The sequence below is a fragment of the Nocardioides immobilis genome (assembly GCF_003515065.1).
Classification (GTDB): Bacteria; Actinomycetota; Actinomycetes; order Propionibacteriales; family Nocardioidaceae; genus Nocardioides; species Nocardioides immobilis.
In genome coordinates, this window is the sequence record NZ_QXGH01000015.1 from 160,506 (window position 1) to 186,392 (window position 25,887).

At 70.0% G+C, this 25,887-nt stretch carries 23 protein-coding genes and 1 riboswitch; of the genes, 12 read left to right on the forward strand and 11 right to left on the reverse strand.

From position 1 onward, the window contains the following. The first annotated feature begins 28 nt into the window (after positions 1–28). The 4 genes from ctaC to D0Z08_RS12150 all read left to right on the forward strand — a co-directional run bounded on the left by ctaC (position 29) and on the right by D0Z08_RS12150 (position 4,514). Positions 29–922 carry an aa3-type cytochrome oxidase subunit II gene (gene ctaC / locus D0Z08_RS12135; protein ID WP_245993902.1) on the forward strand — a complete coding sequence of 298 codons (894 nt, stop codon included), beginning with the start codon at positions 29–31 and terminating at the stop codon, positions 920–922. A gap of 53 nt (positions 923–975) precedes the next feature. After that, positions 976–2,712: an aa3-type cytochrome oxidase subunit I gene (gene ctaD / locus D0Z08_RS12140; RefSeq protein ID WP_118925567.1), complete on the forward strand. Its 1,737-nt coding sequence runs from the start codon at positions 976–978 to the stop codon at positions 2,710–2,712. Further along, positions 2,712–3,128 (forward strand): cytochrome c oxidase subunit 4, encoded by a 417-nt coding sequence (locus D0Z08_RS12145; RefSeq protein WP_118925494.1) that lies wholly within the window; start codon positions 2,712–2,714, stop codon positions 3,126–3,128. Before ctaD ends, D0Z08_RS12145 begins: the two co-directional genes overlap by 1 nt. A 156-nt stretch (positions 3,129–3,284) precedes the next feature. Next, a complete protein-coding gene (locus D0Z08_RS12150; protein WP_118925495.1) occupies positions 3,285–4,514 on the forward strand; it encodes a L,D-transpeptidase in 1,230 nt (409 codons plus the stop codon). Here D0Z08_RS12150 and D0Z08_RS12155 read toward each other — a convergent pair. The 5 genes from D0Z08_RS12155 to D0Z08_RS12175 form a co-directional block, all read right to left on the reverse strand. After that, positions 4,457–5,896 (reverse strand): glycosyltransferase family protein, encoded by a 1,440-nt coding sequence (locus tag D0Z08_RS12155; RefSeq protein WP_147381415.1) that lies wholly within the window; start codon positions 5,894–5,896, stop codon positions 4,457–4,459. The two genes, D0Z08_RS12150 and D0Z08_RS12155, sit on opposite strands and share 58 nt — an antisense overlap. A 42-nt stretch (positions 5,897–5,938) precedes the next feature. Continuing rightward, complete coding sequence (locus tag D0Z08_RS12160) at positions 5,939–7,528, reverse strand: ArnT family glycosyltransferase (RefSeq protein ID WP_118925497.1); 1,590 nt, start codon at positions 7,526–7,528, stop codon at positions 5,939–5,941. A 67-nt stretch (positions 7,529–7,595) separates the two neighbouring features. Continuing rightward, complete coding sequence (locus D0Z08_RS12165; protein ID WP_182481278.1) at positions 7,596–8,519, reverse strand: lysylphosphatidylglycerol synthase domain-containing protein; 924 nt, start codon at positions 8,517–8,519, stop codon at positions 7,596–7,598. Further along, positions 8,516–9,232 carry a class I SAM-dependent methyltransferase gene (locus D0Z08_RS12170; RefSeq protein WP_220454154.1) on the reverse strand — a complete coding sequence of 239 codons (717 nt, stop codon included), beginning with the start codon at positions 9,230–9,232 and terminating at the stop codon, positions 8,516–8,518. Before D0Z08_RS12170 ends, D0Z08_RS12165 begins: the two co-directional genes overlap by 4 nt. Beyond that, a complete protein-coding gene (locus tag D0Z08_RS12175) occupies positions 9,229–10,194 on the reverse strand; it encodes a glycosyltransferase family 2 protein (RefSeq protein ID WP_118925499.1) in 966 nt (321 codons plus the stop codon). Before D0Z08_RS12175 ends, D0Z08_RS12170 begins: the two co-directional genes overlap by 4 nt. Before the next feature lie 164 nt (positions 10,195–10,358). Here D0Z08_RS12175 and D0Z08_RS12180 point away from each other — a divergent pair, with 164 nt between their 5' ends. Continuing rightward, positions 10,359–11,660 carry a hypothetical protein gene (locus tag D0Z08_RS12180; RefSeq protein ID WP_147381416.1) on the forward strand — a complete coding sequence of 434 codons (1,302 nt, stop codon included), beginning with the start codon at positions 10,359–10,361 and terminating at the stop codon, positions 11,658–11,660. 32 nt (positions 11,661–11,692) lie between these two features. On the opposite strand, the gene qcrB is transcribed toward D0Z08_RS12180, so the two are convergent. The 4 genes from qcrB to ctaE all read right to left on the reverse strand — a co-directional run bounded on the left by qcrB (position 11,693) and on the right by ctaE (position 16,167). Continuing rightward, positions 11,693–13,426 carry a cytochrome bc1 complex cytochrome b subunit gene (qcrB, locus tag D0Z08_RS12185; RefSeq protein WP_425454054.1) on the reverse strand — a complete coding sequence of 578 codons (1,734 nt, stop codon included), beginning with the start codon at positions 13,424–13,426 and terminating at the stop codon, positions 11,693–11,695. Further along, on the reverse strand, positions 13,426–14,583 hold the full coding sequence (qcrA, locus tag D0Z08_RS12190; RefSeq protein WP_118925502.1) for a cytochrome bc1 complex Rieske iron-sulfur subunit: 1,158 nt from the start codon (positions 14,581–14,583) through the stop codon (positions 13,426–13,428). The genes qcrB and qcrA overlap by 1 nt, the downstream gene beginning before the upstream one ends. Next, complete coding sequence (qcrC, locus tag D0Z08_RS12195; protein WP_118925503.1) at positions 14,580–15,455, reverse strand: cytochrome bc1 complex diheme cytochrome c subunit; 876 nt, start codon at positions 15,453–15,455, stop codon at positions 14,580–14,582. The genes qcrA and qcrC overlap by 4 nt, the downstream gene beginning before the upstream one ends. A 67-nt stretch (positions 15,456–15,522) precedes the next feature. After that, a complete protein-coding gene (gene ctaE, locus D0Z08_RS12200; protein WP_118925504.1) occupies positions 15,523–16,167 on the reverse strand; it encodes an aa3-type cytochrome oxidase subunit III in 645 nt (214 codons plus the stop codon). Between the two features lie 85 nt (positions 16,168–16,252). Here ctaE and D0Z08_RS12205 point away from each other — a divergent pair, with 85 nt between their 5' ends. From D0Z08_RS12205 to D0Z08_RS12220, 4 genes are all read left to right on the forward strand, one after another. Further along, positions 16,253–17,134 carry a cytochrome c oxidase assembly protein gene (locus D0Z08_RS12205; RefSeq protein WP_245993903.1) on the forward strand — a complete coding sequence of 294 codons (882 nt, stop codon included), beginning with the start codon at positions 16,253–16,255 and terminating at the stop codon, positions 17,132–17,134. Between the two features lie 10 nt (positions 17,135–17,144). Beyond that, entirely contained in the window at positions 17,145–17,555 is a 411-nt protein-coding gene (locus D0Z08_RS12210) for an Rv3143 family two-component system response regulator (RefSeq protein WP_118925506.1), read from the forward strand. Beyond that, positions 17,552–18,583: an anthranilate phosphoribosyltransferase gene (trpD, locus tag D0Z08_RS12215; protein ID WP_118925507.1), complete on the forward strand. Its 1,032-nt coding sequence runs from the start codon at positions 17,552–17,554 to the stop codon at positions 18,581–18,583. Before D0Z08_RS12210 ends, trpD begins: the two co-directional genes overlap by 4 nt. A gap of 173 nt (positions 18,584–18,756) precedes the next feature. Next, a complete protein-coding gene (locus D0Z08_RS12220) occupies positions 18,757–21,045 on the forward strand; it encodes a hypothetical protein (RefSeq protein ID WP_118925508.1) in 2,289 nt (762 codons plus the stop codon). Positions 21,046–21,064: 19 nt separating this feature from the next. Here D0Z08_RS12220 and D0Z08_RS12225 read toward each other — a convergent pair whose 3' ends face one another. Beyond that, positions 21,065–21,343, reverse strand: coding sequence for an Lrp/AsnC family transcriptional regulator (locus D0Z08_RS12225; protein WP_118925509.1), 279 nt, complete (start codon positions 21,341–21,343; stop codon positions 21,065–21,067). 9 nt (positions 21,344–21,352) lie between these two features. Continuing rightward, the gene (locus tag D0Z08_RS12230; RefSeq protein WP_118925510.1) at positions 21,353–23,056 is read right to left on the reverse strand and encodes a DEDD exonuclease domain-containing protein; all 1,704 of its coding nucleotides are present in this window, start codon (positions 23,054–23,056) and stop codon (positions 21,353–21,355) included. A gap of 102 nt (positions 23,057–23,158) precedes the next feature. Here D0Z08_RS12230 and D0Z08_RS12235 point away from each other — a divergent pair, with 102 nt between their 5' ends. The 3 genes from D0Z08_RS12235 to D0Z08_RS12245 all read left to right on the forward strand — a co-directional run bounded on the left by D0Z08_RS12235 (position 23,159) and on the right by D0Z08_RS12245 (position 25,887). Continuing rightward, entirely contained in the window at positions 23,159–23,365 is a 207-nt protein-coding gene (locus tag D0Z08_RS12235; RefSeq protein ID WP_118925511.1) for a hypothetical protein, read from the forward strand. A gap of 148 nt (positions 23,366–23,513) precedes the next feature. Then, a riboswitch (cyclic di-AMP (ydaO/yuaA leader) is annotated at positions 23,514–23,674 on the forward strand. Between the two features lie 13 nt (positions 23,675–23,687). Next, entirely contained in the window at positions 23,688–24,677 is a 990-nt protein-coding gene (locus D0Z08_RS12240) for a C40 family peptidase (RefSeq protein ID WP_245993904.1), read from the forward strand. Then, positions 24,658–25,887, forward strand: coding sequence for a hypothetical protein (locus D0Z08_RS12245; RefSeq protein ID WP_118925512.1), 1,230 nt, complete (start codon positions 24,658–24,660; stop codon positions 25,885–25,887). The genes D0Z08_RS12240 and D0Z08_RS12245 overlap by 20 nt, the downstream gene beginning before the upstream one ends.

A 25,887-nucleotide genomic window follows, 5' to 3' on the forward strand; every position in this document is an offset into this window, starting at 1 on the left:
TTGTGACCCTCGAGAGGAAGGCTCGTTCGTGGGCTTGAGGCACCCCGAGCGCACGGGAGGACCGGTCCGGCAGATTCGCCGCGCCGCTGTCCTGGCCGGCGTCGTCGTACTCGCGCTGGGCCTGACCGGCTGCTCGGACGACTCCCAGGCAGGCCGCTACGGCATGCCCGAGATCGTCACCGAGCAAGGGCAGGACAACCTGCACCTGTGGCAGGGCGCGTGGATCGCCGCGCTCGCCACCGGCGCCGTCACCTGGGCCCTCATCCTCGGTGCGGTCTGGCTGTTCCGGCGCCGCAGCGACGACGAGGTCCCGATCCAGACCCGCTACAACCTGCCGGTCGAGATCTTCTACACGATCTTCCCGATCATCATGGTCATCGTGTTCTTCTCGCACACCGTGCGCGTGCAGAACGTGATGCTCGAGATGGACCCCGACCCCGACGTGACGGTGAAGGTCGTCGGCCAGAAGTGGCAGTGGACCTTCAACTACCCCGACTCGGTGGACACCCCGGACGGCACCAACGTCTACGTGTCCGGCACGGGCGCCGCCGAAGACACGCCCTTGTACCTCCCCGTCGACTCGACGATCGAGTTCCAGCTCTACAGCCCGGACGTCATCCACGGCTTCGGCATCCCCTCGTTCGCGATGCGGATGGACGTCGTTCCCGGCCGTGAGAACGCCTTCCAGGTGACCACGACCGAGACCGGCACGTTCACGGGCAAGTGCTTCGAGCTCTGCGGGTCGTACCACTCGCGGATGCTGTTCGAGGTGCACGTCGTCGAGCAGGACGAGTACGACGCGTACCTGGCCGAGCTCGGCGCCGACCCCGAGCACGTGAGCGAGGAGCCCGTCCTCGGCGGCGACTACTCAGAGACGCCGGTCCTCGAGGACCTCAACGAGACCGAGGGGGAGCACGAGTGACCGCCGTCGCCGCACGCACCACCGACCTGCCCGAGCGCAAGCCGCTGGGACAGATGCTGGTCAAGGTCATGACGACCACCGACCACAAGATCATCGGCAACCTCTACTTCACGACCGCCCTGGCCTGGTTCATGGCCGGCGGCATCATGGCGCTCCTCATGCGCTCCGAGCTTGCCTATCCGGGCAGCCAGGTCGTCAACGAAGAGACGTTCAACCAGCTCTTCACGATGCACGGCACGATCATGCTGCTGTTGTTCGCGACGCCGCTGTTCTTCGCGTTCGGCAACGCGATCATGCCGCTGCAGATCGGCGCGCCCGACGTCGCCTTCCCGCGGCTCAACATGTTCAGCTACTGGCTGTACCTCTTCGGCGGCCTGATCGCCGCGGCCGGCTTCCTCACCCCGCAGGGCGCGGCGTCGTTCGGCTGGTTCGCCTACACGCCGCTGTCCGACTCGATCAACAGCCCCGGCGTCGGCGGTGACCTGTGGATCATGGGTCTGTGGATGGCCGGTCTCGGCACCATCCTCGGCGCGGTCAACTTCATCACCACGATCATCTGCATGCGTGCCCCCGGCATGACCATGTTCCGGATGTCGATCTTCACCTGGACGGTGCTGATCACCAGCCTGCTGGTGCTCATCGCGTTTCCGGTCCTCGCGGGCGCGCTGCTCTCGCTCGAGGCCGATCGACAGCTCGGTGCCCATGTGTTCGACCCGTCGCACGGCGGCCCGATCCTGTGGCAGCACCTGTTCTGGTTCTTCGGGCACCCGGAGGTCTACATCATCGCGCTGCCGTTCTTCGGCATCATCTCGGAGATCCTTCCGGTCTTCAGCCGCAAGCCGATCTTCGGCTACGTCGGCCTCGTGGGCGCGACCATGGGCATCGCGATCCTGTCGGTCGCGGTGTGGGCTCACCACATGTTCGTCACCGGCGCGGTCAACCTGCCCTTCTTCTCCGGCATGACGTTCCTGATCGCCGTCCCGACCGGCGTCAAGTTCTTCAACTGGATCGGCACGATGTGGGGCGGGTCCGTGCGCATGGACACACCCATGCTCTGGTCCGTCGGCTTCCTGACGACCTTCCTCTTCGGTGGTCTCACCGGCATCATCCTGGCCAGCCCACCGCTGGACTTCCACGTCTCCGACTCCTACTTCGTGGTGGCGCACTTCCACTACGTGGTCTTCGGCACCGTGGTGTTCGCGATGTTCGCGGGCTTCTACTTCTGGTGGCCGAAGCTCACCGGCAAGATGCTCGACGAGCGCCTCGGCAAGATCCACTTCTGGCTCCTGTTCATCGGCTTCCACACGACGTTCCTCGTCCAGCACTGGCTGGGCATCGAGGGAATGCCGCGGCGGTACGCCGACTACCTGCCGGGCGACGGGTTCACCGTGCTCAACCAGGTGTCCACGATCGGGGCCTTCATCCTCGCGTCGTCGATGCTGCCGTTCTTCTACAACGTCTGGATCACCCGCAACTCGCCCGAGGTCGGCGTGGACGACCCGTGGGGCTGGGGCCGCTCGCTGGAGTGGGCGACCAGCAGCCCGCCGCCGCGCCACAACTTCAACAGCCTGCCGCGAATCCGGTCCGAGTCGCCGGCGTTCGACCTGCACCACCCGGAGATCGCCGCGATCGAGCTCGACGCCAACCCGAAGGAAGCCACCGGGGAGATCGTGGACGCACCCGAGGCGCGCGGCCGCGAGCAGCACATCGCGCAGCAGCAGGCCAAGAAGGACGCTGGCGACCCCGACAGCCACAGCTACCGTCACGACGCCACGGAGGATGACGCCTGATGAAGGTCGAGGCATGGCTGTTCGGCATCACGACGATCTTCCTGGTGCTGGTGACGCCGGCGTACTGGTTCATCACCGACGCCAGTGACACCGGTGCCGACTGGACCGGCACCTCCGCCCTGGTGATGACTACGCTGCTGACGGCGATGGTCACGCTGTACCTCGGGTTCCACGCGCAGCGGATGGACCCCCGTCCGGAGGACCGCACCGACGGCGAGATCGCCGACGGCGCGGGCGAGCTGGGCTTCTTCCCGCCGTACTCCTGGTGGCCGTTCTGGTGCGCCTGCACGCTGGGCATCATCGTGCTCGCGCTCGCGGTCACGCAGTGGTGGATGGTGGTGCTCGGCTTTGCCCTCGGCGTGCTGGCCCTGAGCGGATGGATCTTCGAGTACTACCGCGGAGAGCACGCGCACTGACAGGCCGATGAACACGCGCTGAAGCCTGGGCGGGTTGCCTCGGCGGCGCGTGAGATAGGCAACGCCGTGGATGGCGGTTCGGGCTGGGGTCTCGGGTTACCCTCTTTTGGTGGCGTTTCTTCGCCGCGATCGTTCCCCGGAGGAGACACCACTCGCATGCACGACCTGCTGACCCGCGCCCACCGCGCCCGCTCCGCGTCCCGTCGCGGTCTCGCCGGCCTGGCCGTCTCTGCTGTCCTGCTGAGCGGCTGCTCCGCCGCCGATGACGCGCTCGGCGCGGCCGGAGTCGGTGACGAGACGGACGAGACGACCGCGGCGGCTGTCGTCGAGGGGACCATCAAGCCCAGCGTCAAGAAGGGCGCGACCGGCGTCCCCGTCGACACCGAGCTCAAGGTCAACGCGAAGGACGCGACCCTCACCAAGGTCACCGTCAGCTACGCCGACGGCACCCTGGACGGCACGATCTCCGACGACGGCGCCCGCTGGACCGCCGCCGACCGGCTGGAGCCCGGCGTCACCTACACCGTGAAGTCGGTGGGTGAGGGCGCCGGCGGCGACACCCTGCGGAGCAAGTCGAGCTTCACGACCGAGGCGCTCAGCCTCGACCAGCAGACCTACCCGTCGGTGGCGCCGCTCGACGGCGAGACCGTCGGCGTCGGCATGCCGGTGGTCGTCACCTTCGACGTCCCGGTGACCGACCAGGCCTCGTTCGAGCGCAACATGCACGTGACCACCACCCCGGCGCAGCCCGGGACGTGGCACTGGGTGAGCAGCACCGAGGCGCACTACCGGCCGAAGACCTACTGGCAGGCCGGCACCGACGTCAGCGTCGACCTCGACATCAACGGCGTCGACGCCGGCGCGGGGATCTACGGCCAGGAGGACCGGCAGGTCGACTTCAGCGTCGGCGACGCCCACGTCTACGAGGTCAACGCCCAGACCCACCAGATGAAGGTCTACTCCAACGGCTCGCTGCTCCGCACGATCCCGATCACGACCGGCAAGGAGGGGTTCACGACCCGCTCCGGCGTCAAGGTGATCCTCGAGAAGTTCGACGTCAAGCGCATGAACTCCGAGACCGTCGGAATCCCGGCCGGCTCGGCCGAGGCCTACGACATCGACGACGTGCAGTGGGCGATGCGCCTCACCTACTCCGGTGAGTTCATCCACGCCGCGCCGTGGTCGGTGGGCTCGCAGGGCTCCGCCAACGTCTCCCACGGTTGCACCGGCATGAGCACCGACAATGCCGCCTGGCTCTACGCGATGACGCTGCGCGGCGACGTGGTCGAGTACACCGGCACCGACCGGCCGATGGAGCCGGACAACGGCTACGGCGACTGGAACATCGACTGGTCCGAGTACAAGGCGGGCTCGGCGCTCAGCTGACCTTCGCTCGGCCTTCGGTCGCCGCGCACCATCACCGCGACTGCCGCGAGCGCGGTCAGTCCGGCGGCCGCTGCCAGCACGATCGGGGTCGCGCCCGCGACCGGGATCCGGTTGGGGTGGGCGACGAGGTCGAACCACTCGAGTACGGCGACGGCACCGGCGAGCCAGCCGAGGAGCACCGCCGTCCAGCACGTCGCGACGAGGCCTTCTCGGAGGTCACCTGCGCTCGACCGGGGAATCCAACGGGCCACCTCGAGCATGCCCAACGCGGTCGCCGTCGCGAGAAGCGGCATGACCTGCATGAAGTAGCGGTCGTGGAAGCCGCCGCCGGCCGAGATGAAGTGCGCGATGTTGGCCGCCGTGATCGCGCCGTTCGTCCCCAGCAACAGCCAGGCGAGGTCGGGCCGCAGGTCGCCGCGCCGTGCTGCGGCTATCGCCGCGATCGGGGTGAGGACGGTCAGGGCGAGGAGCGGGATCGGCGTCGACAACAGGGACTCGATCACCGTACGGAGCGCGAAGACGTCGAACACGTGGTCGATCGGGCTGCGCGCGAACTTGTCGAGAAGCGCGTCCTGGCCGGTGAAGTCGCCGTACAGCCGGTAGTTGCGGAGATAGAACCAACCGGTTGCGACGGCAGGCACACCTCCCACGACGGCTGCGGCGGCCGAGCCGCGCACCCAGCCGTGCTGCCGGACGCCCACGATCAGCACCACCAGGCAGCACAGGGCCACCAGCAGCACGCCCTGCGCCCGCGTCCCCGCTGCCAGGGTGCCGGCGATCGCAGCCACCGCGACCCGCATCGGCGTGACCTGCCGCCGCACCATGCGGATCGTCATCAGCATCGCGAGCAGGGCAGCGGCCGAGCCGAGTCCGTCGTTCATCACGAACCCCGACCGGATCGCGAGCGTCGGCGTCAGGGCAACGGCGGTCGCGACCGCTGGGACCCAGCGACGACGCGGCACCAGCTCGCGCGCGATCAGGCCGACCAGGAACAGCCAGCCGGCGAACCCAGCCGTGTTGACCAGGCGCATCGCGATCGTCGCGGCTCCGGCGTCCCCCGAGGACAGCCACCAGATCGGCACCAGCAGCGCGTGGAACGCCGGAGGGTGGTTGGCGGTCCAGACGTGGCTGTGGGCCTCGTCGGAGCCGTCGTACCCGCTGGAGGTGTCGATGGTCGGGAGGTCACCACGCGCCAGGGCGGCGACGTACCCGATGTGCGCAGGCTCGTCGTTGGCCGGGTTGGGGTGGTCGTAGAGACAGGCAGCCTGGGCGCCGATCGCCAACATCACGATCGCGAGGAGGAACGGCACAGCGAGGGGATGGGCCGGCCATGTGCGAAGACGGCCGACGACTCCGCCCGCGTCGGCTGGCGGTGACTTCATGAGCATGTTGATGGCCCTTCCGGGGTCCGTCGCGGGTGCGCTTCACCGTCGGCAGTCCGCCAAGTGGCGGACCTCGACGAGCGGCCCGGGCCGGGCGTACGCGGGCGGGTACCAGTCGAAGCTGAAGTCGAAGGAGAACGCGGGCGCTTCCGCGCCTGCCCGGTACGGCGAGAACACGGCCTCGAGCGAGCTCTCGTCGTCGAGTCGTCGGTAGTAGCTCCGAGCCCCGGGAAGGTCGGCGCTGAGGCCGCGATCCTTCTGATGACTGGTGACCACCACCCAGCAGAACCCGTTGGCTCGGTAGCCGTCGAGCAGGTCGGGGGAGAGCCGTGCCTCGTAGGCCTGGTACGGACGCTCGACCGGATAGAGCTCGAGGGTGCTCTCGTCCAGGTACGACGCCGGGAAGGACGGCTCCAGGACGACCCGGTCGGCGCGGGGGATCTCGTCCAGGATCCATCCGCGGGCGGCGGTCCGGGTGTCGGTGCGGCTGAGCACCAGGTCGCTGCGAACGGCATCGGCCAGCGGTTGTGCGAGGACGATGACGGCGAGTGCGGGGAGCGCGACCACCCCGAGGCGCGCGACCCTCCCGCGACCGGCCGAGAGTCGGTCGCGAATGCGTTCCCCCGCGATCGTCACGCCGAGACCGGCGAGGACGGCCAGGGCGGGGTACGCCGGGAGCACCCACCGCGCGAAGAACCTGTCCTGGGTCGCCAGGTAGAGGTAGAGCAGGACCGGGAATCCCACGAGCATCAGCGCGTGTGCCCGGTTGCGTCGGAGCAGGACCGCGAACCCGCCCAGCGCGAACGCCAGGGGCAGGAGGCCGAAGCCCCAGAGCAGGGTGCCCGGATAGTAGGTCCACGCGTTGCCTTGCTGGCCGAGCTTGGCTGTTGCCACCTGGGACGACTGTCCGCCGAACTGGTCGACGAAGACGCCGAAGTCGAGCAGGAGGTACGGGTTCAGCGCGAACAGGCCCACCAGGCACGCGACGCCCGAGGCGCACAGGAGCCCGATCACGGGGGCGACCCGCTCCTTCCGCTCGACGACCCGCAGCACGGCTGCCAGTGCCACGACGCACGCCATCGGGGCGGCGAGGTACTTCGTTCCGACGGCGACGCCCACAGCGCCGCCAGCCAGGACGAACATCCGCCACCCGCCTCGCTCATACGCGAGCAGAGAGCCGGCCAGCGCCACGGTGACCGGGAGCAGGGTGACCACGTCGTTCAGCGCCTGATGGCTGTAGAAGACCGGGAGGAACGCGAATGCCGTGACGGCCGCGGCCACCAGCGCCGTCGTACGGTCGAAGAAGCGGGTGGCCGTCCAGTGCACGAGCCAGACGAGCACGGTCCCGAGCACGGCCACCACCACTCGGGCGACGGTGTAGACCGTGGCCGGGTCGTCCGCGAGCCTCGTTGACACGTCACTGCCGAGGAAGACCACCTTGAACACCGCTGCCAACAGGTAGGTGAGGGCCGACGGGTTCTCGTAGTAGCCCGGGTTCAGGTCGCCGTCCGCCGCATTCGCGGCGTGGGGGACGAAGTGCAGCTCCTCGTCCGGGTTGTAGGCGAACGGCAACCCGTGCCGGATCCCGACCATGCGGACGACGAACGCCGCGACAAGGATGGTGACGAGCATGCGCCGGGCGCCACGTCGCTCCGGCGCGGCCCGAGGTGGCGTCGCGGTGGGTGGGCTCGCCCGGTCCTCAACCGACGGGTGCACGGGCGTCCTCCCGCTGGGGTTCGGCGCGCGCTGGATGCGCGACAGCACGGGCGACGGCGGCGGCGGCGAAGTCGGCGCTCGCGTGGACGACCCGGGCGAGGAGGGCGGCGGCCGCGGCGGGACCCACGCCGAACGTCGGGCCGAGCAACGCGATCAGGACGCCCTCGCGAGCGCCGATGCCCGCGGGAGCGAGGACCATCAGGACCCCGGCCGCATGGCTGAGCGCGAAGGCGCCGATGGCGAGCAGGAGGTGGTCGGGGTCTCGGGCGTCGAGCAGCGCGGCGACGGCTGCGCCGTACGCGATCCACACCGCTGCCATGACGCTCATCGTGAGGATCAGGTCGCCGATCCCGAACCGGGCGACGGTGCCGCGACCGGCCAGGCGGTCGGCGACCCGCCGCACGACGGGCGGGCTCACCAGCGCGGCGCCGGCGACGGCGGCCGCCGCCCACCACCACCAGGCGACGCGGGTCTCCAGCACGCCCGTCCCCGCGAGGAGGCTGCCCAGCAGGATCCCGCTGAAGGTGTGGATCAGCAGGAAGATCGCCGAGGCCGTCACGCTGACCCGGCCCGGCACGTCATGACGCCGCCCGAGCTGCGCCTGCGCGGCGAAGGTCCAGACCGAGCCGGGGATGTACTTGCCGAGCTGCCCCACGAGGAAGATCGCGGCCGCGTCGCGTCGCGGGACGGCGGCGCCCAGGTGCGCCAGCAGGTGGCGCCAGAGCAGCGCCGTGCCCAGCAGCCCGCCGACGGTGAGGCCGATCGCGAGCAGCAGGTGGAGCGGCCCGGTCTCGAGCACCGCGTCCGCGATCTCGTGCCAGCGCCCGTTGAAGCCCCACCAGGCGAACCCGATGGTGAGCAGGACGAACCCGATCCGGGCCGCCAGGAGGATGCGGTCCCGGGTCACGCCGTCTGGGCCGGGTCGTCCGCGTGGGCGAGCAGCGCGGTCCGGGTCGGGTACGGCAGCGCCGGCGTCAATCCGCGGGTCATGGTGACCTCGACCTGTGCGCCGAGGGACGCGATCGCGTCGCGGTAGCGCTGCCGATCGACGTTGTCGAACACGATGACGCCGCCCGGTGCGAGCCGGGTGACGGCCTTGGCCAGGCATGCCTCGCGCGCCCGGCCGTCGATGACGATCACGTCGAACGTGCCGGTGGTGTGATCGATCGCGTCGACGTACGCGGAGAAGTCGAGACCACCGTGCCCCAGCTTCTTCGACGCGATCGCGGGCGTTCGCGTCTGGGTGGGCTCGACCACCTCCAGCACCACGTTGGCCGGCAGCCGCGGCATCAGGTCGGCCGCCCAGCCCGCGTGGTGCTCGACGGAGTGGACCCTCCCCGCGCGGGCAGCGAGCCAGAGGGTGGACGCGCCGGACCCCCACTCGAAGATCCGCGCCGCGGGACGTTGGTCGAGGAACGCGGCGATCCGGTCGGCGGAGTCGAACGTCCACCAGGGGACGCCGAGCCGCGCGAGCTGGTCGATGTCGTGGATCGCGAACAGTGAGCGGGCCCAGGTCGCGGCGCGGGATCGCGGGGCCATCCGGTCGAGGAAGCCGAGGACACCGGCGACCCGGAGGAAGGTGCCGATCAGGCGCAGGCATCGCACGTAGAGCTGCTTCACAGGACTCCTGTCGTCAGGGCGCCCTGCTCGAACCGGGCGCGCTTGGTGTGCTCGAGGTTCGCTTCGATCAGGGTCCGGTTGGCACGGATCAGGTCGGAGACGATCCCGAGCATCAGGCTCAGGCACGCCATCAGGACCAGCGCGGTCCCGAGGACGAGCGACTGCAGGTGACCGCCGCCGTCGCCACTCGCCTCGAGGTAGGCGTACCGCACGTACGGCAACAGCCCGAGCAGGCCGAAGAGCGCGGCGAGCCAGCCGAAGATCATGTACGGGCGGTACATGACGTACGCGCGCACGATCGCCGCACCGGACCGGAACACGTGCTGGCGGGTCGACGAGAACAGGCGGGACTCGCGGGTCTTGGCGTTCGTGACGACCGGGATGCTCGCGATGGCCATCCGCTTGTAGCCCGCCTGGATGATGGTCTCCATGCAGTAGGAGAACCGGGTGACGGTGTTGAGCCGCATCAGGCTGTCGCGCGAGTAGGCGCGGAAACCGCTCGCCGCGTCCGGGAGCTCGGTGCCGGCAGCGCGGTTGACGACGTAGCTGCCGAACCGCTGCAGCTTCCTCTTGCTGGGCGAGAAGTGCTCGATCAGCCGCACCTGCCGGTCGGCGATCACGATGTCGGCCTCGCCGCGCACGATGGGCTCGACCAGATCGGCGATCCGCTGCTGCGGGTACTGGTTGTCACCGTCGGTGTTCACGACGATGTCCGCGCCGATCGCCAGCGCGTAGTTGACGCCATCGGTGAACGAGCGGGCCAGGCCCTCGTTGCGCCGATGGTGGACGACGTGCCGGACGCCATGGGCGCGAGCCACCTCGACGGTCCGGTCGGTCGACCCGTCGTCGATGACAACGATCACGACCTCGTCGATGCCGGGGACCGAGGCCGGGATCGAGGCCAGCACGAGGGGGAGGGTCTCCTCCTCGTTCAGGCAGGGGATCTGCACGACGAGCTTCACGTCCGCCTCGCTGGTTGTCGGGTACGACTTGCGGGGGGACTGTACGAAGAGCGGAGGAGCAGGCCCGGAGCGTCGAGGAACGGTCAGGTGTACGTCGGACGAACTCCGTGGTGATCGCCGTCCAGCGCCTGTCCGGCAGCGGCGCAGCGCCCCAGAATGGCGCGGTGCCCAGCTCCTCGAGGTCGTCCGGCGGATGGCGGCTCCCCGGCGCCCTGTTCGTCGTCCTGTCGCTCGTCTACCTGCTGACCATCAGCCCGAACCCGAGCCCCGACGTCTACTCGGCGGACTTCGCGGCTGGACACATCGCCCGCACCGGCGAGCCGGTGCCCGAGATCTCGGACTTTCCGGCGCTCGACCACAACATCATCCGCGAGACCTGGATCGTGGAGACAACCGACGGCCGGGAGGCGGTCGGACGGGCGCCCGGCGTCATCGCGGCGTCCGTGCCGGCGTACTGGTTGCTGCGACCGGACGGCGTGACCGCGGTCCCCGGCGGGATCACCGCCGCATTGCTGACCGCAGGCACGGTCACGCTGCTGTTCCTCACCCTGCGCCGGCGGATCGAGCCCCGGCACGCGCTGCTGGCGTCGTTGCTGTTCGGCCTGACGACACCGGTCTGGAGCGTGGCGGCGGACGGCCTGTGGCCGCACACCCTCACCTGCTTCGGGATCGTCGGGATGGCCTGGGCAGCGGATCGCGACCGGTGGTGGGCGGTGGGGCTGTTCGGGGGAGTGGCGCTCTGGGGACGGCTGCACGCCGCCCTGATCTGCGCGGTGCTGGCTGTCGCCGTCGCGGTGGTACGACGCCAGCCGGCGATCGTCGCTCGGGTCGGACTCGTCAGCGGGGCGATGCTCGGCCTGATGTCGGTCTGGACGCGCTGGATGTACGGCAGCTGGGACCCGTCGTCGGGCTACCGGGCAGGGGACTTCACGGGCAACGCGGGCGCCAACCTGTTCGACGTGGTCAACCTCCTCGGGTTCTGGGTCGCGCCCGACCGCGGCCTGCTCCTCTGGACGCCGATCCTCGTCGTGCTCGCGCCTGCGCTGGTGCGCGGGTGGCGGGACCTGCCGGACTGGTCCCGCGCGCTGCTCGCCTCAGGAGTCGCCTACCTGCTGGTCCAGGGCGTGCTGGTGCGGTTCAGCGGGGGAGACCAGTTCTACGGCTACCGGACCAGCCTCGAGCTGCTGGCCTGTGCCGCGCCGGCGCTGGCCCTGACGGCCCATCACAGGGGCCGCGTCGCGCGCGCCGTGTTCGCGCCCGTTGCGGTGCTGCAGCTGGTGATGATCACACCCGGCGCCGTCGTCGACGGGTTCTACCTCAAGGTCGCCCACGTCTGGACCCGCAACGCGTTCGTGTGGGGCCCGGCCGACCGACCGGTCCTGTGGAGCATGCTCGTCCTCGCGGCGCTCGCCGCTGCCGGAGCGTTCGCCGTGGGCTGGAGCAAGACGAAAGCCCGCCCCCTTTGAGGGGACGGGCCTCGCGTCGTACGGGCTGGAACCTAGTGGTCCGAGGTCGGGCCGTGCTGGTTGGGGCCGGAGGCGATCTGGTTCTCCAGCTCGTGCAGCTCGTGATCGGCGTGGTGCTGCGCGTCGTGCAGCTCCTCGGCGGTCGGCTTCTGCACGTTGTCGGCGTACATCAGCTCCGACAGCTTGCCGCGGACCTTGTTGGCGATCTCGGCCTTCTTGCCACCCGGAGCGGCCACGCCCGCCTCGTCGGCGGCGCCGTTGGAGGAGTAGACCTCCTCGCGGTCGCGAGCGGTGAGCGTGTAGGCCGCGGCCTCGCTGATCGGCAGGTGCTTCTCGGCGTACCCGCCGTCGGGCGAGCGGACGATGACACCCGTCTCGTAGCCGTGCAGCAGCTTGCCCTCGTCGTGCCGCTGGAGCGAGATGCACCAGCGCCGCGTGATGATGAAGGCGAGGATCGGCCCGATGATGACCGCGCCGCGCAGGAAGTACGTGATCTGGTTGATGCTCAGATGCATCTTGATCGCGATGATGTCGTTGCCGCCCGCGGCCCACGAGAGGCCGTAGAAGGTGATCAGGGCGGCCATGACCGCAGTCCGGGTCGGAGCGTTGCGCGGACGCTGGAGCAGGTGGTGCTCCCGCTTGTCGCCGGTGATCCACGACTCGATGAACGGCAGCACGATCAGGACCGTGAGCATCAGCGGCGGCATCACGAGGATGGGCAGGATGATGTTCCAGGAGAACGTGACGCCCCAGATATGGGTCTCCCACGGGGGGATGATCCTGAGCAGGCCGTCGGGCCAGCCCATGTACCAGTCGGGCTGGGAGCCGGCGGTCACCTTGGACGGGTCGTAGGGACCGAACTTCCACACCGGGTTGAGCGTGAACAGGCCACCGAGCAACGCGGTCATGCCGAACACGATGAAGAAGAAGCCACCGGCCTTGGCCATGTAGATCGGCATCAGCGGGGGACCGACGACGTTCTCCTCGGTCTTGCCCGGTCCGGGCCACTGGGTGTGCTTGTGGTAGACGACCAGGATCAGGTGGAACGTGATCAGGGCCAGCAGGATGCCCGGGATCAGCAGGATGTGGATGGCGTAGAACCGGGGGATGATCTGGTCACCCGGGAACTCGCCACCGAACAGGAAGAACGACATGTAGGTGCCGATCACGGGGCTGGCCTTCATGAAGCCGTCCGCCGCTCGGACGCCGGTGCCGGAGAGCAGGTCGTCGGGGAGGGAGTAGCCGGTGAAGCCCTCGATGGTGCCGAGGAGCAGCAGCGTGCAGCCGATGATCCAGTTGATTTCGCGCGGCTTGCGGAACGCGCCGGTGAGGTAGACGCGGAGCAGGTGGATCATCATCGCGGCGATGAAGATCATCGCGGCCCAGTGGTGCATCTGCCGCATCAGGAGACCGCCGCGGACGTCGAAGGAGATCTCCAGGGTGGAGGCCATCGCCCGCGACATGTGGACTCCGCGCAGCGGGTCGTAGGAGCCGTTGTACTGGACCTCGGCCATGCTCGGGTCGAAGAACAGCGTGAGGAACACGCCGGTCAGCAGCAGGACGACGAAGCTCCACAGCGCGATCTCGCCCAGCATGAAGGACCAGTGGTCCGGGAAGACCTTGCGGAGGGACATGCCCTTGGTGGCCTTCGCGAGGCCGAGCCGGTCATCGGCCCAGGTGGCGACGACGCCGGCAGTCTTGGCGCCCTTCTTGGGGGTCGCCGGCTCGGTGCCGTTCGTCGAAGCGACGTCAGCGCTCTTCATCATCAGTCACCTTCCGCAAAGCGGTCGCGTTCGTAGTCACGTTCCCAGTAGCTGGGGCCGACCGGTTCGGTGAAGTCGCTCTGCGCGACCAGGTAGCCCTGCTCGTCGACCTCGATCGGCAGCTGCGGCAGCGGTCGGCCGGCCGGGCCGAAGATGACCCGCCCGGAGTCGGCCATGTCGAACGTCGACTGGTGGCAGGGGCAGAGCAGGTGGTGCGTCGTGCGCTCGTTGAGGGAGATCGGGCAGCCGACGTGGGTGCAAATCTTGGAGTAGGCGACGATCCCGTTGACGTCCCAGTCCTCGCGACCCTTGCCCGGCTTGATGTCGCCCGGCTCCATCCGGAGCAGGATCAGCGACGCCTTGCTCTTGTGGGTCTGGAGCTCGGCGCCCTCGACGTCGGCGTGCTCCATGTAGTAGCGGGTGGGGTTGAAGAGCACCTCGGGCTGGGCGTTGACCAGGTCGCCGATCTCGAGGTCGGAGGCCAGGATCGGCGTCCCGATCGCGTCGCGCGAGATCCGCATCTTCGGGACGGTGATCTCCTTCTCCTCACCGTCCTCGACGATCGTGATCTTCCGGCCGCCCTGGCCCCAGATCGTGTGCTCGAGCTTGTCGCCCGGCAGCGTGCCGAGGTCGCGGAGGTAGACGACGGCGGGAAGGCCGAGCAGGCCGAGCGCGCCGACACCCGAGAAGACGATGAGCGGACGGCGGGCGATCCCGGTCTCCTCGAAGCCGACCTTGATGTCCTCCAGCGCCCGCTGGCGGTCGGACTCCTCGGAGTACGCCGGGTGGCGCATCTCGACGATCTCGTGGTCGCCCATCAGCTTGCGGGCCCAGTGGGTGATCCCGACGCCGACGAAGAGCAGCGCCCCGGCCAGCGTGGAGCCGAGCGCGACCGTGGAGGCGCCGAGGCCGCCGACGACGTGCCAGTTGTCGCCGACGTCGAACGTGAAGTACGAGACGACGAAGAGGACGCTGCAGATCCCGGACAGGGCGAAGAGGACGGCGACCTGGATCTCGGCGCGCTTCTCCTTCGCCGGGTCGACGTCGGTCGGCCGGGGCTCGTGCGCCGGCAGGCCCGGGTTGGCGATCGGCTCGTCAGGGACGAGCTCGCCGTGGCCGTGGCTGTCGGCCGGCTCGATGCTGTCGTGAGAGTCGGTCACGCGTCCGCCCCGTCCTTCTTCCTGCTCGTGCGTGTCGTGTGCGAGGCGCCCCAGATGGCGAACGCGAGCATGCCGCCCATGCCGACGAACCACGCGATCATGCCCTCGCTGACGGGGCCGAGGCCGCCGAGCGTGAAGCCGCCGTAGCTCGGCTGCTCCTCGAGGGTGTTGAGGTAGGCGATGACGGCCTTCTTGTCGTCCGGCGGGATGTTGCCGTCGGAGAAGGTGTCCATCGACTGCGGGCCGGTGAGCATGGCCTCATAGATGTGCTTCGGGTCGACGCCACGGATCTTGGGCGCGTAGCCGCCGCGCGGCATGGCGCCGCCGGAGCCCTCGAAGTTGTGGCACGCCGTGCAGTTGGCCAGGAAGATCTGGCCACCGCGGACGACGTACTCGTCGTACTCCTCGGAGGAGAGGGTGTCCGGGTCGTAGAGCTCGGCGTCGGGGATCGCGGGGCCGGTGCCGAGGCTGGCGACGTACGCCGAGAGCGCCGCGATCTCGGCGTCGGTGTAGACGACCTCCTTGCGGGGCGCCTGGGAGCCGGGCGTGGCCATCGGCATCCGGCCGGTGCCGACCTGGAAGTCGACGGCGGCCGCACCCACGTCGGTGAGCGCCGGACCGTACTGGGTGCCGTCCTGGGTCAGCACGCCTTCGCCGTTCTGGCCGTGGCAGAACGCACAGCCGACGAGGAAGAGCTCGCGGCCGTCCTTGACCAGCTCCTCCTGGCTGTCGGTGGAGTCGGCCTGGGCGGGCGCGAAGACGGCGTACAGACCGCCGGTCATCAGCAGCCCGAGCAGGAGTACGACGAGGCCGGCGATCGGTCCGCGGCGGTGCCGCGAGAGGCGGCCGGCGGAGCGGTTCAGGAGGCGCACATTCAGTCCTTGCAGATCCGGGACGGACAATTGTTCTTCGTCGGTGAGCTCGTGGGTGTCACGGGGCTCACTTGACGAGGTAGATCGTCGCGAACAGGCCGATCCAGACCACGTCGACGAAGTGCCAGTAGTAGGAGACGACGATCGCGCTGACCGCCTGCTCGTGGGTGAAGCGTCGCGCGATGTAGGTCCGTCCGAGGACGAACAGGAACGCGATCAGGCCGCCGGTCACGTGGATGCCGTGGAAGCCGGTGGTCAGGTAGAACATGGTGCCGTAGCCGTCGTGGGGGATGGTGACGCCCTCGTGGATCAGCTCGGCGTACTCGAGCGCCTGGCCGCCGATGAAGATGGCGCCCATGATGTAGGTCACGATGAACCACTCGCGGAGGCCCCAGCCGCCCACCTGGAGCAGCGAGCCCTTGCGCCCCACCTGACCGCGCTCGGCAGCGAACACGCCCAGCTGGCAGGTGAACGACGACAGCACCAGGATCGTGGTGTTGATCGACGCGAACGGCACGTTGAGCAGGTCGGTGTTGGCCGCCCACATCTCCTCGCTGACCGAGCGGATCGTGAAGTACGACGCGAACAGGGCCGCGAAGAACATCAGCTCGCTGGACAGCCAGATGATGGTCCCGACCGCGACCATGCTGGGTCGGTCGTGCTGGCCGTGCAGTCGCGAGGCCGGGAGAGATGCCGTTGCTGTGGTCGCCACGGGGTCATTATGTCGATAGTGGGCCCCGACGTCTCCCCGACCCCCAGTAAACGGACGGGGTGTCGCGAGGACGTACCGTCTGTCCGTGGAACCGCTCTCCTGGGCGACGCTCGTGACCGAGTGGACGCTCGCCCCGTTGCCGCTCGTGGTGACGGTGTGGGCGGTCGGGCTGTACGCCCTCGGCGTGCGCGCGTTGACCCGGCGCGGGGACCGGTGGCCGATCGGCCGGTCGATCGCCTGGGGCGTCGGGATGCTGGCCTTCTACCTGGCGACGTCGTCGGGTGTCGCCGCCTACGACACGGTGCTGCTGAGCGTGCACATGGCGCAGCACATGGTGCTCTCGATGGTGGTTCCGCTGTCGCTGGCGCTGGGCGCGCCCGTGACACTCGCCCTGCGCACGCTGCCGAAGTCGCCACGGGGGTGGCTGCTCGCCGTACTCCACTCCCGGGTCGCCCGGGTGCTGTCGTTCCCGCCGCTGGCCTTCCTGCTCTACGTCATCTCGCCGTGGGCGCTCTACTTCACCGGGTGGTACGACGCCTCGCTCTCCAACGCGTACGTGCACGAGATGATGCACGTCCACCTGGTGACCGTCGGCGCGCTCTTCTTCTGGCCGATCGTGGGGGTGGATCCGCTGCCCGGGCGGGTCGCGCACCCGTTCCGGGTGCTGCTGACCGTGCTCACGCTGCCGTTCCACGCCTTCCTGGGCGTGACGATCATGGGGCAGAGCGCACTGATCGGCGGCGACCACTACCCGTCGCTCCACGACGGGCCGATGGGGTCGTGGCTGCCCGATCCGCGCGCGGACCAGGAGCTGGCCGGCGGGATCCTGTGGGGTGCCGGCGACCTGGTCGGCATCGTCTTCTTCGTCGTGCTCTTCGTGCAGTGGGTGCGGGCGTCGATGAAGGAGGCCGAGCGCGAGGACCGGCGCCTGGACCGGCTCGAGCGCCAGGCGCGACCCTCCGAGTAACGTACGCCGCGTGACGGACTCCAAGGCACTCAAGGTTCTCGTCTACAGCGACGACGTCCACACCCGCGAGCAGGTGATCCTGGCGCTGGGGCGGCGGCCCCACCCGGACCTGCCCGAGGTGGAGTACGTCGAGGTGGCGACCGAGCCGGTCGTCATCCAGAACATGGACGCCGGGCACGTCGACCTCGCGATCCTCGACGGCGAGGCGGTCCCGGCCGGTGGCATGGGCATTGCCAAGCAGCTCAAGGACGAGATCTACCAGTGCCCGCCGTTGCTGGTGCTGACCGGCCGCCCACAGGACGCGTGGCTCGCCACCTGGTCCCGCGCGGACGCCGCGGTCCCGCACCCGATCGACCCGATCCAGCTCGCCGAGGCGGTCATCGCCCTGCTGCGGTCGCGCGTCCCGGCCACGTCGGCGTGAGCGGACACACCTGGCCGGAGGTCCTCAGTGCGCTGGTCGCCGGCACCGAGCTGACCTCCGAGCAGGTCGCCTGGGCGACCGGCGAGATCCTCGCGGGCGAGGCCACGGACGCGCAGATCGCCGGCTTCGCGGTCGCGCTGCGGGCCAAGGGCGAGACCGTCGCCGAGGTCACCGGCCTGGTCGACGCGATGTACGCCGCCGCCACCCCCATCACGGTGTCCGGGCGGCTGCTCGACGTGGTCGGCACCGGAGGGGACCGGTCGATGTCGGTCAACATCTCGACTATGGCGGCGATCGTCGCAGCCGGCGCAGGGGCCAAGGTGGTCAAGCACGGCAACGTCTCGGCGAGCTCCCAGTCGGGGTCGGCCGACGTGCTGCGGGTCCTCGGGATCCGGCTCGACCTGCCCGCGGAGCGGGTGGCAGCGGTCGTCGAGGAGGCCGGCATCACCTTCTGCTTCGCCAAGACCTTCCATCCCGCGCTGCGGTTCGCCGGCCCGGCGCGCAGCGAGCTCGGCATCGGCACGACCTTCAACATGCTCGGCCCGCTCACCAACCCGGCCCACGCGCAGGCGCGGGCGGTCGGCTGCGCCGACTCGCGGATCGCTCCGGTGATGGCGGGGGTGCTCGCGGCCCGCGGCGTCGACGCCTGGGTGTTCCGAGGCGACGACGGGCTCGACGAGCTCACGACGACCACCACCTCGGCGGTATGGGTCGCCCACGACGGAGAGGTCACCACCACCTCGGTCGACCCGACGGCGTTCGGGCTGCCGCGGGTGGAGAGGGACGCACTCCGCGGCGGGGACGCCGAGCACAACGCGGACGTCGTACGCCGCCTGCTGGCGGGGGAGACCGGCCCGGTGCGGGACGCCGTACTCCTCAACGCGGGAGCGGGGCTGGCCGTCTACGGCGCCCCCGGCGCCGACGTCCACGAGGCATTGGCCGCCGGCATCGCCCGGGCGGCCGAGGCGATCGACTCCGGTGCCGCCCAGGCGACGCTGGACCGCTGGGTGGCCGCCGCGGCCGGCTGAGCCTCGCGAGACGGACCCCCGTCCCCCTAGTTCGAACTGACTAACAGGAGTGTCTGGCTGCCCGTGTCAGCGGGCGGGCCGCGACGCCTAGTCTCGCGGCGGGAGTGGGCCCGGGGACACGGGCAGTGCGCTGACGCATCCGCTCGTGGGGATCAACACCGGAGGAAAATCTCGTGACTTCGCATCGGCTCGTGCTGCCCGTGCTCACCGCCGTCGTCGGCAGCTCGCTGGCGGTGCTCGCGACGACGCCATCGGCGTCGGCCGCGCCGCCGGACCCGACCGCCGCGCTCGGCCTGCCGACCGGCGTCAGCGCGAGCGTCACGGGCAGCGGTGCCGTGTCGACCAGGGCGTTCGACGACTTCCCGTCGCAGGGCTCGGACTACTACGTGTTGTCGACCGGGTACGCGCCCACGGCGTTCCCCGCGGTGCCCGACCCGGACGCGCAGCTCAGCGCCGACCGCGGCGAGGACGGGGTGTCCGACAGCTCGACCCTGACGCTGACGGTGGACGACGCGACTGGAGCGGGATGCCTCTTCGTCGACTTCGCCCTGGGCACGGAGGAACCCGTCCACAAGTACACCTACCACGACGGCAATCGCGGCGACGACATCAGCATCACGAGGCGCGGGGAGCCGACGGAGTACGCCATGAACGCGGGCTGGGGCTACTTCAGCCAGGCCACGCGGCCCGCGGCCCCCGTCCCCTACACGTCGAACGCGGTCATGTACTGGCACCACCCCGGCGACCCCCTCGACCCGGCGCCCGGTACGGCGGAGCAGCCGTGGCTGCCCGAGGTGACTGCCCTGAACAGCGTGACCACCCGCGACACCGCACGGATCCCGCTCACCTTCGCCTCGGGCGACGAGGTCGTGGACATCACGGTGGCGGACTGGGCCAATGGCGACCTGGACTCGGTCGCGCTCCTCGATCGCGTGCGTCTCGGGGCGTCCTGCAGAGCCGGGACGGGCGTCGAGCCCAACCCCGTTCATGGCGGTGGAGTGATCGCCGGAATCCGCGGCGTCGGCAATGCGCTCGTCTACGACCCGATCCCCTCCACCGAGGTGGTCGAGAGGTACGACAGCGACGGCAACGGATGGCGTTCGCCTTCCGCCGTCCCGGTGGAGCTCCGGTTCCGGTGGTACCGGACGACTTCGACCAACGCACTCATCGGCGACATGAGCGTCTGGCAGGCGATCCCCGACGCCGACCGCCAGGCCTACGTGCCGACCGCGGGTGACAGGGGCAAGGTGCTGATCGTGCTGGTCACCGGCGTCGTGGACGGTCGTCGGTACGAGACCTTCCCCTCGACCGGCGAGTCCGGGACGTGGTACGTCACCACGCCGATCGCCAGTGGCACGTTCGTCGAGGGCGAGGCCCCGACCATCACCGGGCCGTCCGGGGGGACGGCGGCAGTGGGTGACGTGCTGACCGCTCAGATCGGCCACACGGTCCCGCGCGAGGACACCTGGGCCTGGCGGTGGTACGCCGACGGCCAGCTGATCTTGGGAGCGACGTCCCAGACGTTCACCATCGGCGCGGCCCAGGCCGGCAAGATGATCACCGTCCAGGCGACGGCGAAGCGCCTCAACTTCACCGACAAGCCCTGGTTGAGCGCGCCGTACGGCCCGATCCGGCTCCAGGACTGGACCAGCACGGACCAGCCGAGCATCGTCGTGGACGGGACCGCGTCGTACGGCAAGACGCTGACCGCCGACCCCGGGACCGGCTGGACGCCGGTGCCGGACCGCTACAGCTACCAGTGGAAGCGCAACGGAAGCGTCATCGCCAACGCGGTCTACGCCAACTACACGATCCGCGCAGACGATGTCGGCTCGGATATCTCGGTCGTGGTCGCCGGTGTCAAGACCGGGTACACCGCAGCACCGCAGGAGAGCGCTCCCGTGACCATCCTCGGCGCCACGATGCAGGGCGCGACGCCGGTGGTGACGGGCACCCCCCAGGTGGGTCAGCAGCTCAGCGGGCTGGTCACCGACTGGGACCCGAGCGGCTCGATCCTGAGCTATCAGTGGTACGCCGGCGACACCCTCCTCGCCGAGGGCAGCAGGTTCCTGACCGTCCCGGCCAGTGCGGTGGGCAGTCCGATCGTCCTGAAGGTGACCGGTCGGAGGGCGGGCTATGCGCCGAAGACCGTCGCGAGCGCCCCGACAGCGGCGGTCGCCCTCGGTGCGCTGACCGCTGGTACACCCGCCATCAGCGGACAGGCGAAGGTCGGTCAGACACTCCTGGCGTCCACGGGTTTCTGGGGTCCGACCGGCGTGAGGCTCTCCTACCGTTGGAAGATCGGCAGGAACGCGGTCACCGGGCCGAGGGGCGCGCGGCAGTCGTTCGTGATCCCGCGTACCGCGCGGGGCAAGCGGATCACCGTCGTCGTGACCGGCCGGCTCGCGGGCTACCAGACGGCGAGGAAGGTCAGCGCGCCGACCGCGCAGGTCGTCCGCTGACGAAGGCGTTGTCCGATCGTCAGTCGAGACCCAGGGAGAACGCCGACTCGAGGTCGTGCCGGGAGTAGGCACGGAAGGCGATGTGGGTCTCGGTGTCGATGACACCGGGCACCTTGTTGAGCTGGTCCGCCACGACCGCTGCGATCTCCTCGTGCCGGCGCACCCGCACCAGCGCGATCAGGTCGATCTGACCGGTCACCGAGTAGACCTCGCTGACCCCGTCGAGCGCGGCGATCGCCTCGGCGACCTCGGGGATCCGGGCGACGTCGGCCTTGACGAAGACGATGGCGGTGATCATGGGATCAGCCTAGGACGTCGCGGTCGACGGGTGAGGACGGCCGGCGCCGCGCACGGGGCACGTCCACTCGCCGTCGACCTCGACCAGGCGGATGCCGGGCAGCTCGAGCCACCGCAGGATCCGCTCGGACTCCTCGGCGGTCGCGGCGGGGATCGGCCCGATGCTGGGCACGACCGTCTCGGCGGACACGCGGAGCTGCTCGACGTAGCTGCGCGCGTCGACGCCGCTGGGGATCACGCCGGCCGCCGCCAGCCGCCCGTGCCGGATCACGTGGACGCACCAGCGACCGCCGTCGTCGCGGCGGGTGGCGACCACCTCGGGGCAGCGCGTGAGCGACGTCAGCCGCTGGGTCCGGGCAGCGGCGCGCACGAACGACGCCAGGCGATCGCGATGGACGCCCGCCTCCTCGAACCGCTCCTGCTCGGCGAGGGCGGCCATCTTGGCGTTGACCAGCTCGACCACGTCGTCGGGATGGCGCAGCAGCGCGTCCCGCAGCTGGCGGACGACGGCGGCGTAGGTGCTCGAGTCCACGCTGCCGTCGCAGGGTGACAGGCAGCGACCGAGCTCGGCGAGCACACAGGCGGAGCGCGACGGGTGGCGACCGAACTTGTCGGAGCACTGGCGGATCGGGAACGTCTCGTGCAGCGCGGCCAGGCAGCTCTCGGCGGCCGAGCGGGACGAGAACGGACCGAGGTAGTCGGCGTCGTCGTCGAGCACCCGCTTGACCAGCGACAGCCGCGGCCAGGGCTCCCGGGTGAGCTTGACGAAGGTGACCTTCTCCGGGAAGCGTGAGCGCCGGTTGTAGGACGGCTTGTGCTCCGCGATGAGGCGCAGCTCGCGGACCTCGGCCTCGAGCGGGGTCGCGCACTCGATGCCGGTGACGGAGGAGGCCAGTCGGACCATCTCGCCGATCCGGGACCGGGTCTCGGAGGCGGTGAAGTAGGAGCGCACCCGCTTGCGCAGGTCCTTGGAGGTGCCGACGTAGAGCACCCGGGACTGGTCGTCGCAGAACAGGTAGACGCCCGGGGCGTGGGGGAGGCGGTCGGCGAGGTGCCGCTTGCGGCGCTGCGCCGCCGCGACCTTCGACGAGTAGGTCTGCAGCTCCTCGAGCGTATGCACGCCGAGGCTGCCGAGGCGCTCCATCAGGCCGTGGAGCACGTCGACCGTCGCGCGCGCGTCGGCGAGCGCCCGGTGGTTGGGCGTGGTGCCCGAACGGAACACCCGGGCCAACGACGACAGCTTGTGGTTGGGCGCCTCGTCGCGGGTGACCACCCGCCGGGCGAGCTTGACCGTGTCGACGACCTCGAAGTCCGGCCAGGGGAGGTCCTGCTCGCGGGCGAAGTGACGGAGGAAGCCGACGTCGAACCCCGCGTTGTGAGCAACCAGCACCGAGCCGCGTGCGAACTCCAGGAACGCGGGGAGCGCCGAGCTGATCGGCGGGGCGTCGGCGACCATGCCGTTGGTGATCCCGGTCAGCACGGCGATGAACGCCGGGATCGCGGTGTCGGGGTTGACCAGGGTCTGGAACTCGCCGATCACCTCGCCACCGCGGACCTTGACCGCGCCGATCTCGGTGATCCTGTCGCCGTCACCCACCGAGCCGCCGGTCGTCTCCAGGTCGACCACGCAGAAGGTCACGTCCCGCAACGGCCGGCCGAGCTCGTCGAAGGAGCGCTGCTCCTCCCAGCGGCTCCGGACGGGTGCGGTGGTCATGTCGCCGACGGTAGGAGGAACCTCCGACACGACGGGGGAGGCGCGAGCGGAGAGAGCTTCGAAAACCAAGGATGTGTCGGGGGCTCCTGTCACGGTCGTCGCATGACGACGACGATCGACTGCGACACCTGCCTGGTCCGCGGACTGGCGTGCCACGACTGCGTGGTCACCGTCCTCCTCGGGCCGCCGCCGGAGCTGACCATCGACGACGAGGAGCTGCGGGCGCTCGACGTGCTCGCGGACGAGGGACTGGTGCCACGACTCCGGCTCGTCCGCCCGGTCGACGGACCCGAGGTCGAGTCCGCCTGAGTGACCCGTGTGACTCGTGTGACGCGTGCCTCAGAGATCCTGCCCACAATCCGGCGAGCCGGGGTTTGGCGAGGCCTCGCGACGGGTTTAGGCTGCTCGCTCAGGTGTCCGTGGAAGTGGGTCGAACCCGATCCGCGCGGGCACCGCGTCGAGTCTGGTGTCGCACGCGGCACCGGAGCCGGGGACCCACACCATCCTGGGGTGAATCCCGTGCAAGGCGCGGCCGTGGACACGGGCGCGAGGAGCACGGGTAGGGCAAGTCGTGCCCGAACCCGTCAGCTCACCCGGTAGGCGTACGACACCAGAGGAGACCCCCCAGCTCGTGCTGAACGGTCGCAAACGTCTTGCCAGCGCGCTGAGCGCACTCGTTCTCGCCGGAACCGTGGTCCTGACGGTCAACGGTTCCGTGCCCGCCCAGGCCGAGCCCGACATCGATGACGTCCGGGCGCGGGTCGACCGCCTCTACGAAGAGGCGGAGCAGGCGCAGGAGCGCTACAACGACGCCAAGCTCGAGCTCTCCGAGCTCTCCGACGAGCTCGACTCTCTCGAGTCCGACGAGGTTCGCCAGGGCGACGAGGTCGCCCGGGTGCGCGCCGACGTCCGCGACTCCGTGATCCGCCAGTTCCAGGGCCAGACCCTGGGCCCGGCAGCCGAGCTCCTCAACGCCGACGAGGACGCCTTCCTCAACGAGCTGTCGACGTTCTCGACCGTGAGCGACCTGCAGGACTCCCTGCTCTCCGACTACAACGACGAGCTCAAGGCCTACTCGATCCGCCGCAAGGAGACCTCCGAGCGCCGCGACCAGATCGCCGAGCTCGAGGCCGACCTCAAGGACGAGAAGGACACGGTCGACGAGAAGCTGGCCGAGGCCGAGGAGCTGCTCGACGACCTCGAGGCCGAGGAGCGCGCCGCGATCCTGTCCCGTGACGGCGACGTCCGGGCTCCTTCCTCCGTGCCCGCCGAGGGCCGTGCCGCCGCCGCTGTTCAGTACCTCATGGCCCAGGTCGGCGACGCCTACGTCTACGGCGCCGCCGGACCGGACGCGTTCGACTGCTCCGGTCTGACCATGATGGCGTGGGCCCAGGCCGGCGTCTCGCTCCCGCACTCGTCGAGCGCGCAGTACAGCAGCGGCGCACGCGTGTCCGAGAGCCAGCTGATGCCGGGCGACCTGGTGTTCTACTACAGTCCGATCAGCCACGTCGAGATGTACATCGGCAACGGTCTGATCGCCGGCGCCGCGAACCCCGGTGCTGGTGTTCGGGTGGCCGACCTGCACTCGATGCCGTACGTCGGTGCGGTCCGCCCGGGCTGATCGCTGGCGGCTCCCGCTCCTGGGAGCCCTGCTCGCGGTCGGTCTGCTCGCTGGCTGCGACTCTGACGAGCCGTACGTCGCGCCGACGCCGAGCGCGTCCAGCGACGCGATCGCCCCGTCCGCGGCCGCCGGCACCCTCGACCAGCTCGAACGGGCGCTGCGGCGCCATGACGCCGACGCGGCTGCGGACCTCGGCAGCGACGGGCCGGCGCAGGACACGCTCCGCTCGATCGCCGAGACGGCAGCCGCCCTCGACCTCTCGGACGTGACGTTCAGCTATGTGACCGAGAACGGACAGGTGGCCCCCGACGGCACCTGGACGGCGGCGGTCGCGACGACCTGGCGGATCTCCGGCTTCGAGGACACCCCGGCGCGGGCCGAGGTCGAGTTCGCGTTCGCCGATGACGGCACGCGGATCAGCACCGTCGGCGGGGGAGTGGGCCAGAGCCCGGTGTGGCTCGGCGCGGCGACGAGCGTCCGCCGTACCTCCGACACGGTGGTGCTGGTGGCTGACGGCGTCATTCCGATCCGCCCCCTCGCCGCCGAGGCCGAGCAGGCGCTGGTCGTCGCGCGACGGGTGCTCGGGCAGCGGGCTGAGCGGCTCGTGGTCGAGGTCCCGGCCTCCGGTGCGGCCCTCCATGCGGCGCTCGGCCTGCCGGCCGGGACGTACGACGCGGTGGCCGCGGTCACGACGTCGGCCGACGGCGCCAATGTGCCGGGCAGGCCGATCCACGTGTTCCTGAACCCCGACGTGTTCGGCCGGCTCGGTCCGTTGGCGGCTCAGGTGGTGGTGAGTCACGAGGCGGTGCACGCGCTGACGGCGGCGCCGACCACCACTGGCGTGGAACCGTGGTTGCTCGAGGGCTTCGCCGACTACGTCGCCCTCCGTGACGTCGACCTGCCCGTGTCCCGGACCGCGGGCCAGATCACCGCACAGGTGCGGACGGACGGTGTCCCGGACCAGCTGCCGAGCAGTGCCGACCTCGACTCCAGCGCGCAGCACCTCGGCGCCGCCTACGAGGCTGCCTGGCTGGTCTGCGTGACACTGGCGGAGCGGGGTGGAGAGGAGGCCCTGGTGGAGCTCTACGACGCGGTGCTGGGTGGTGCCGACCTTCCCAGCGAGCTGCGCCGACGGTTCGACTGGACGATCGACGACCTCACCCGTGCCTGGCAGGCCAAGCTCACGTCCATCTCGTCCGTCGGCAGCTGA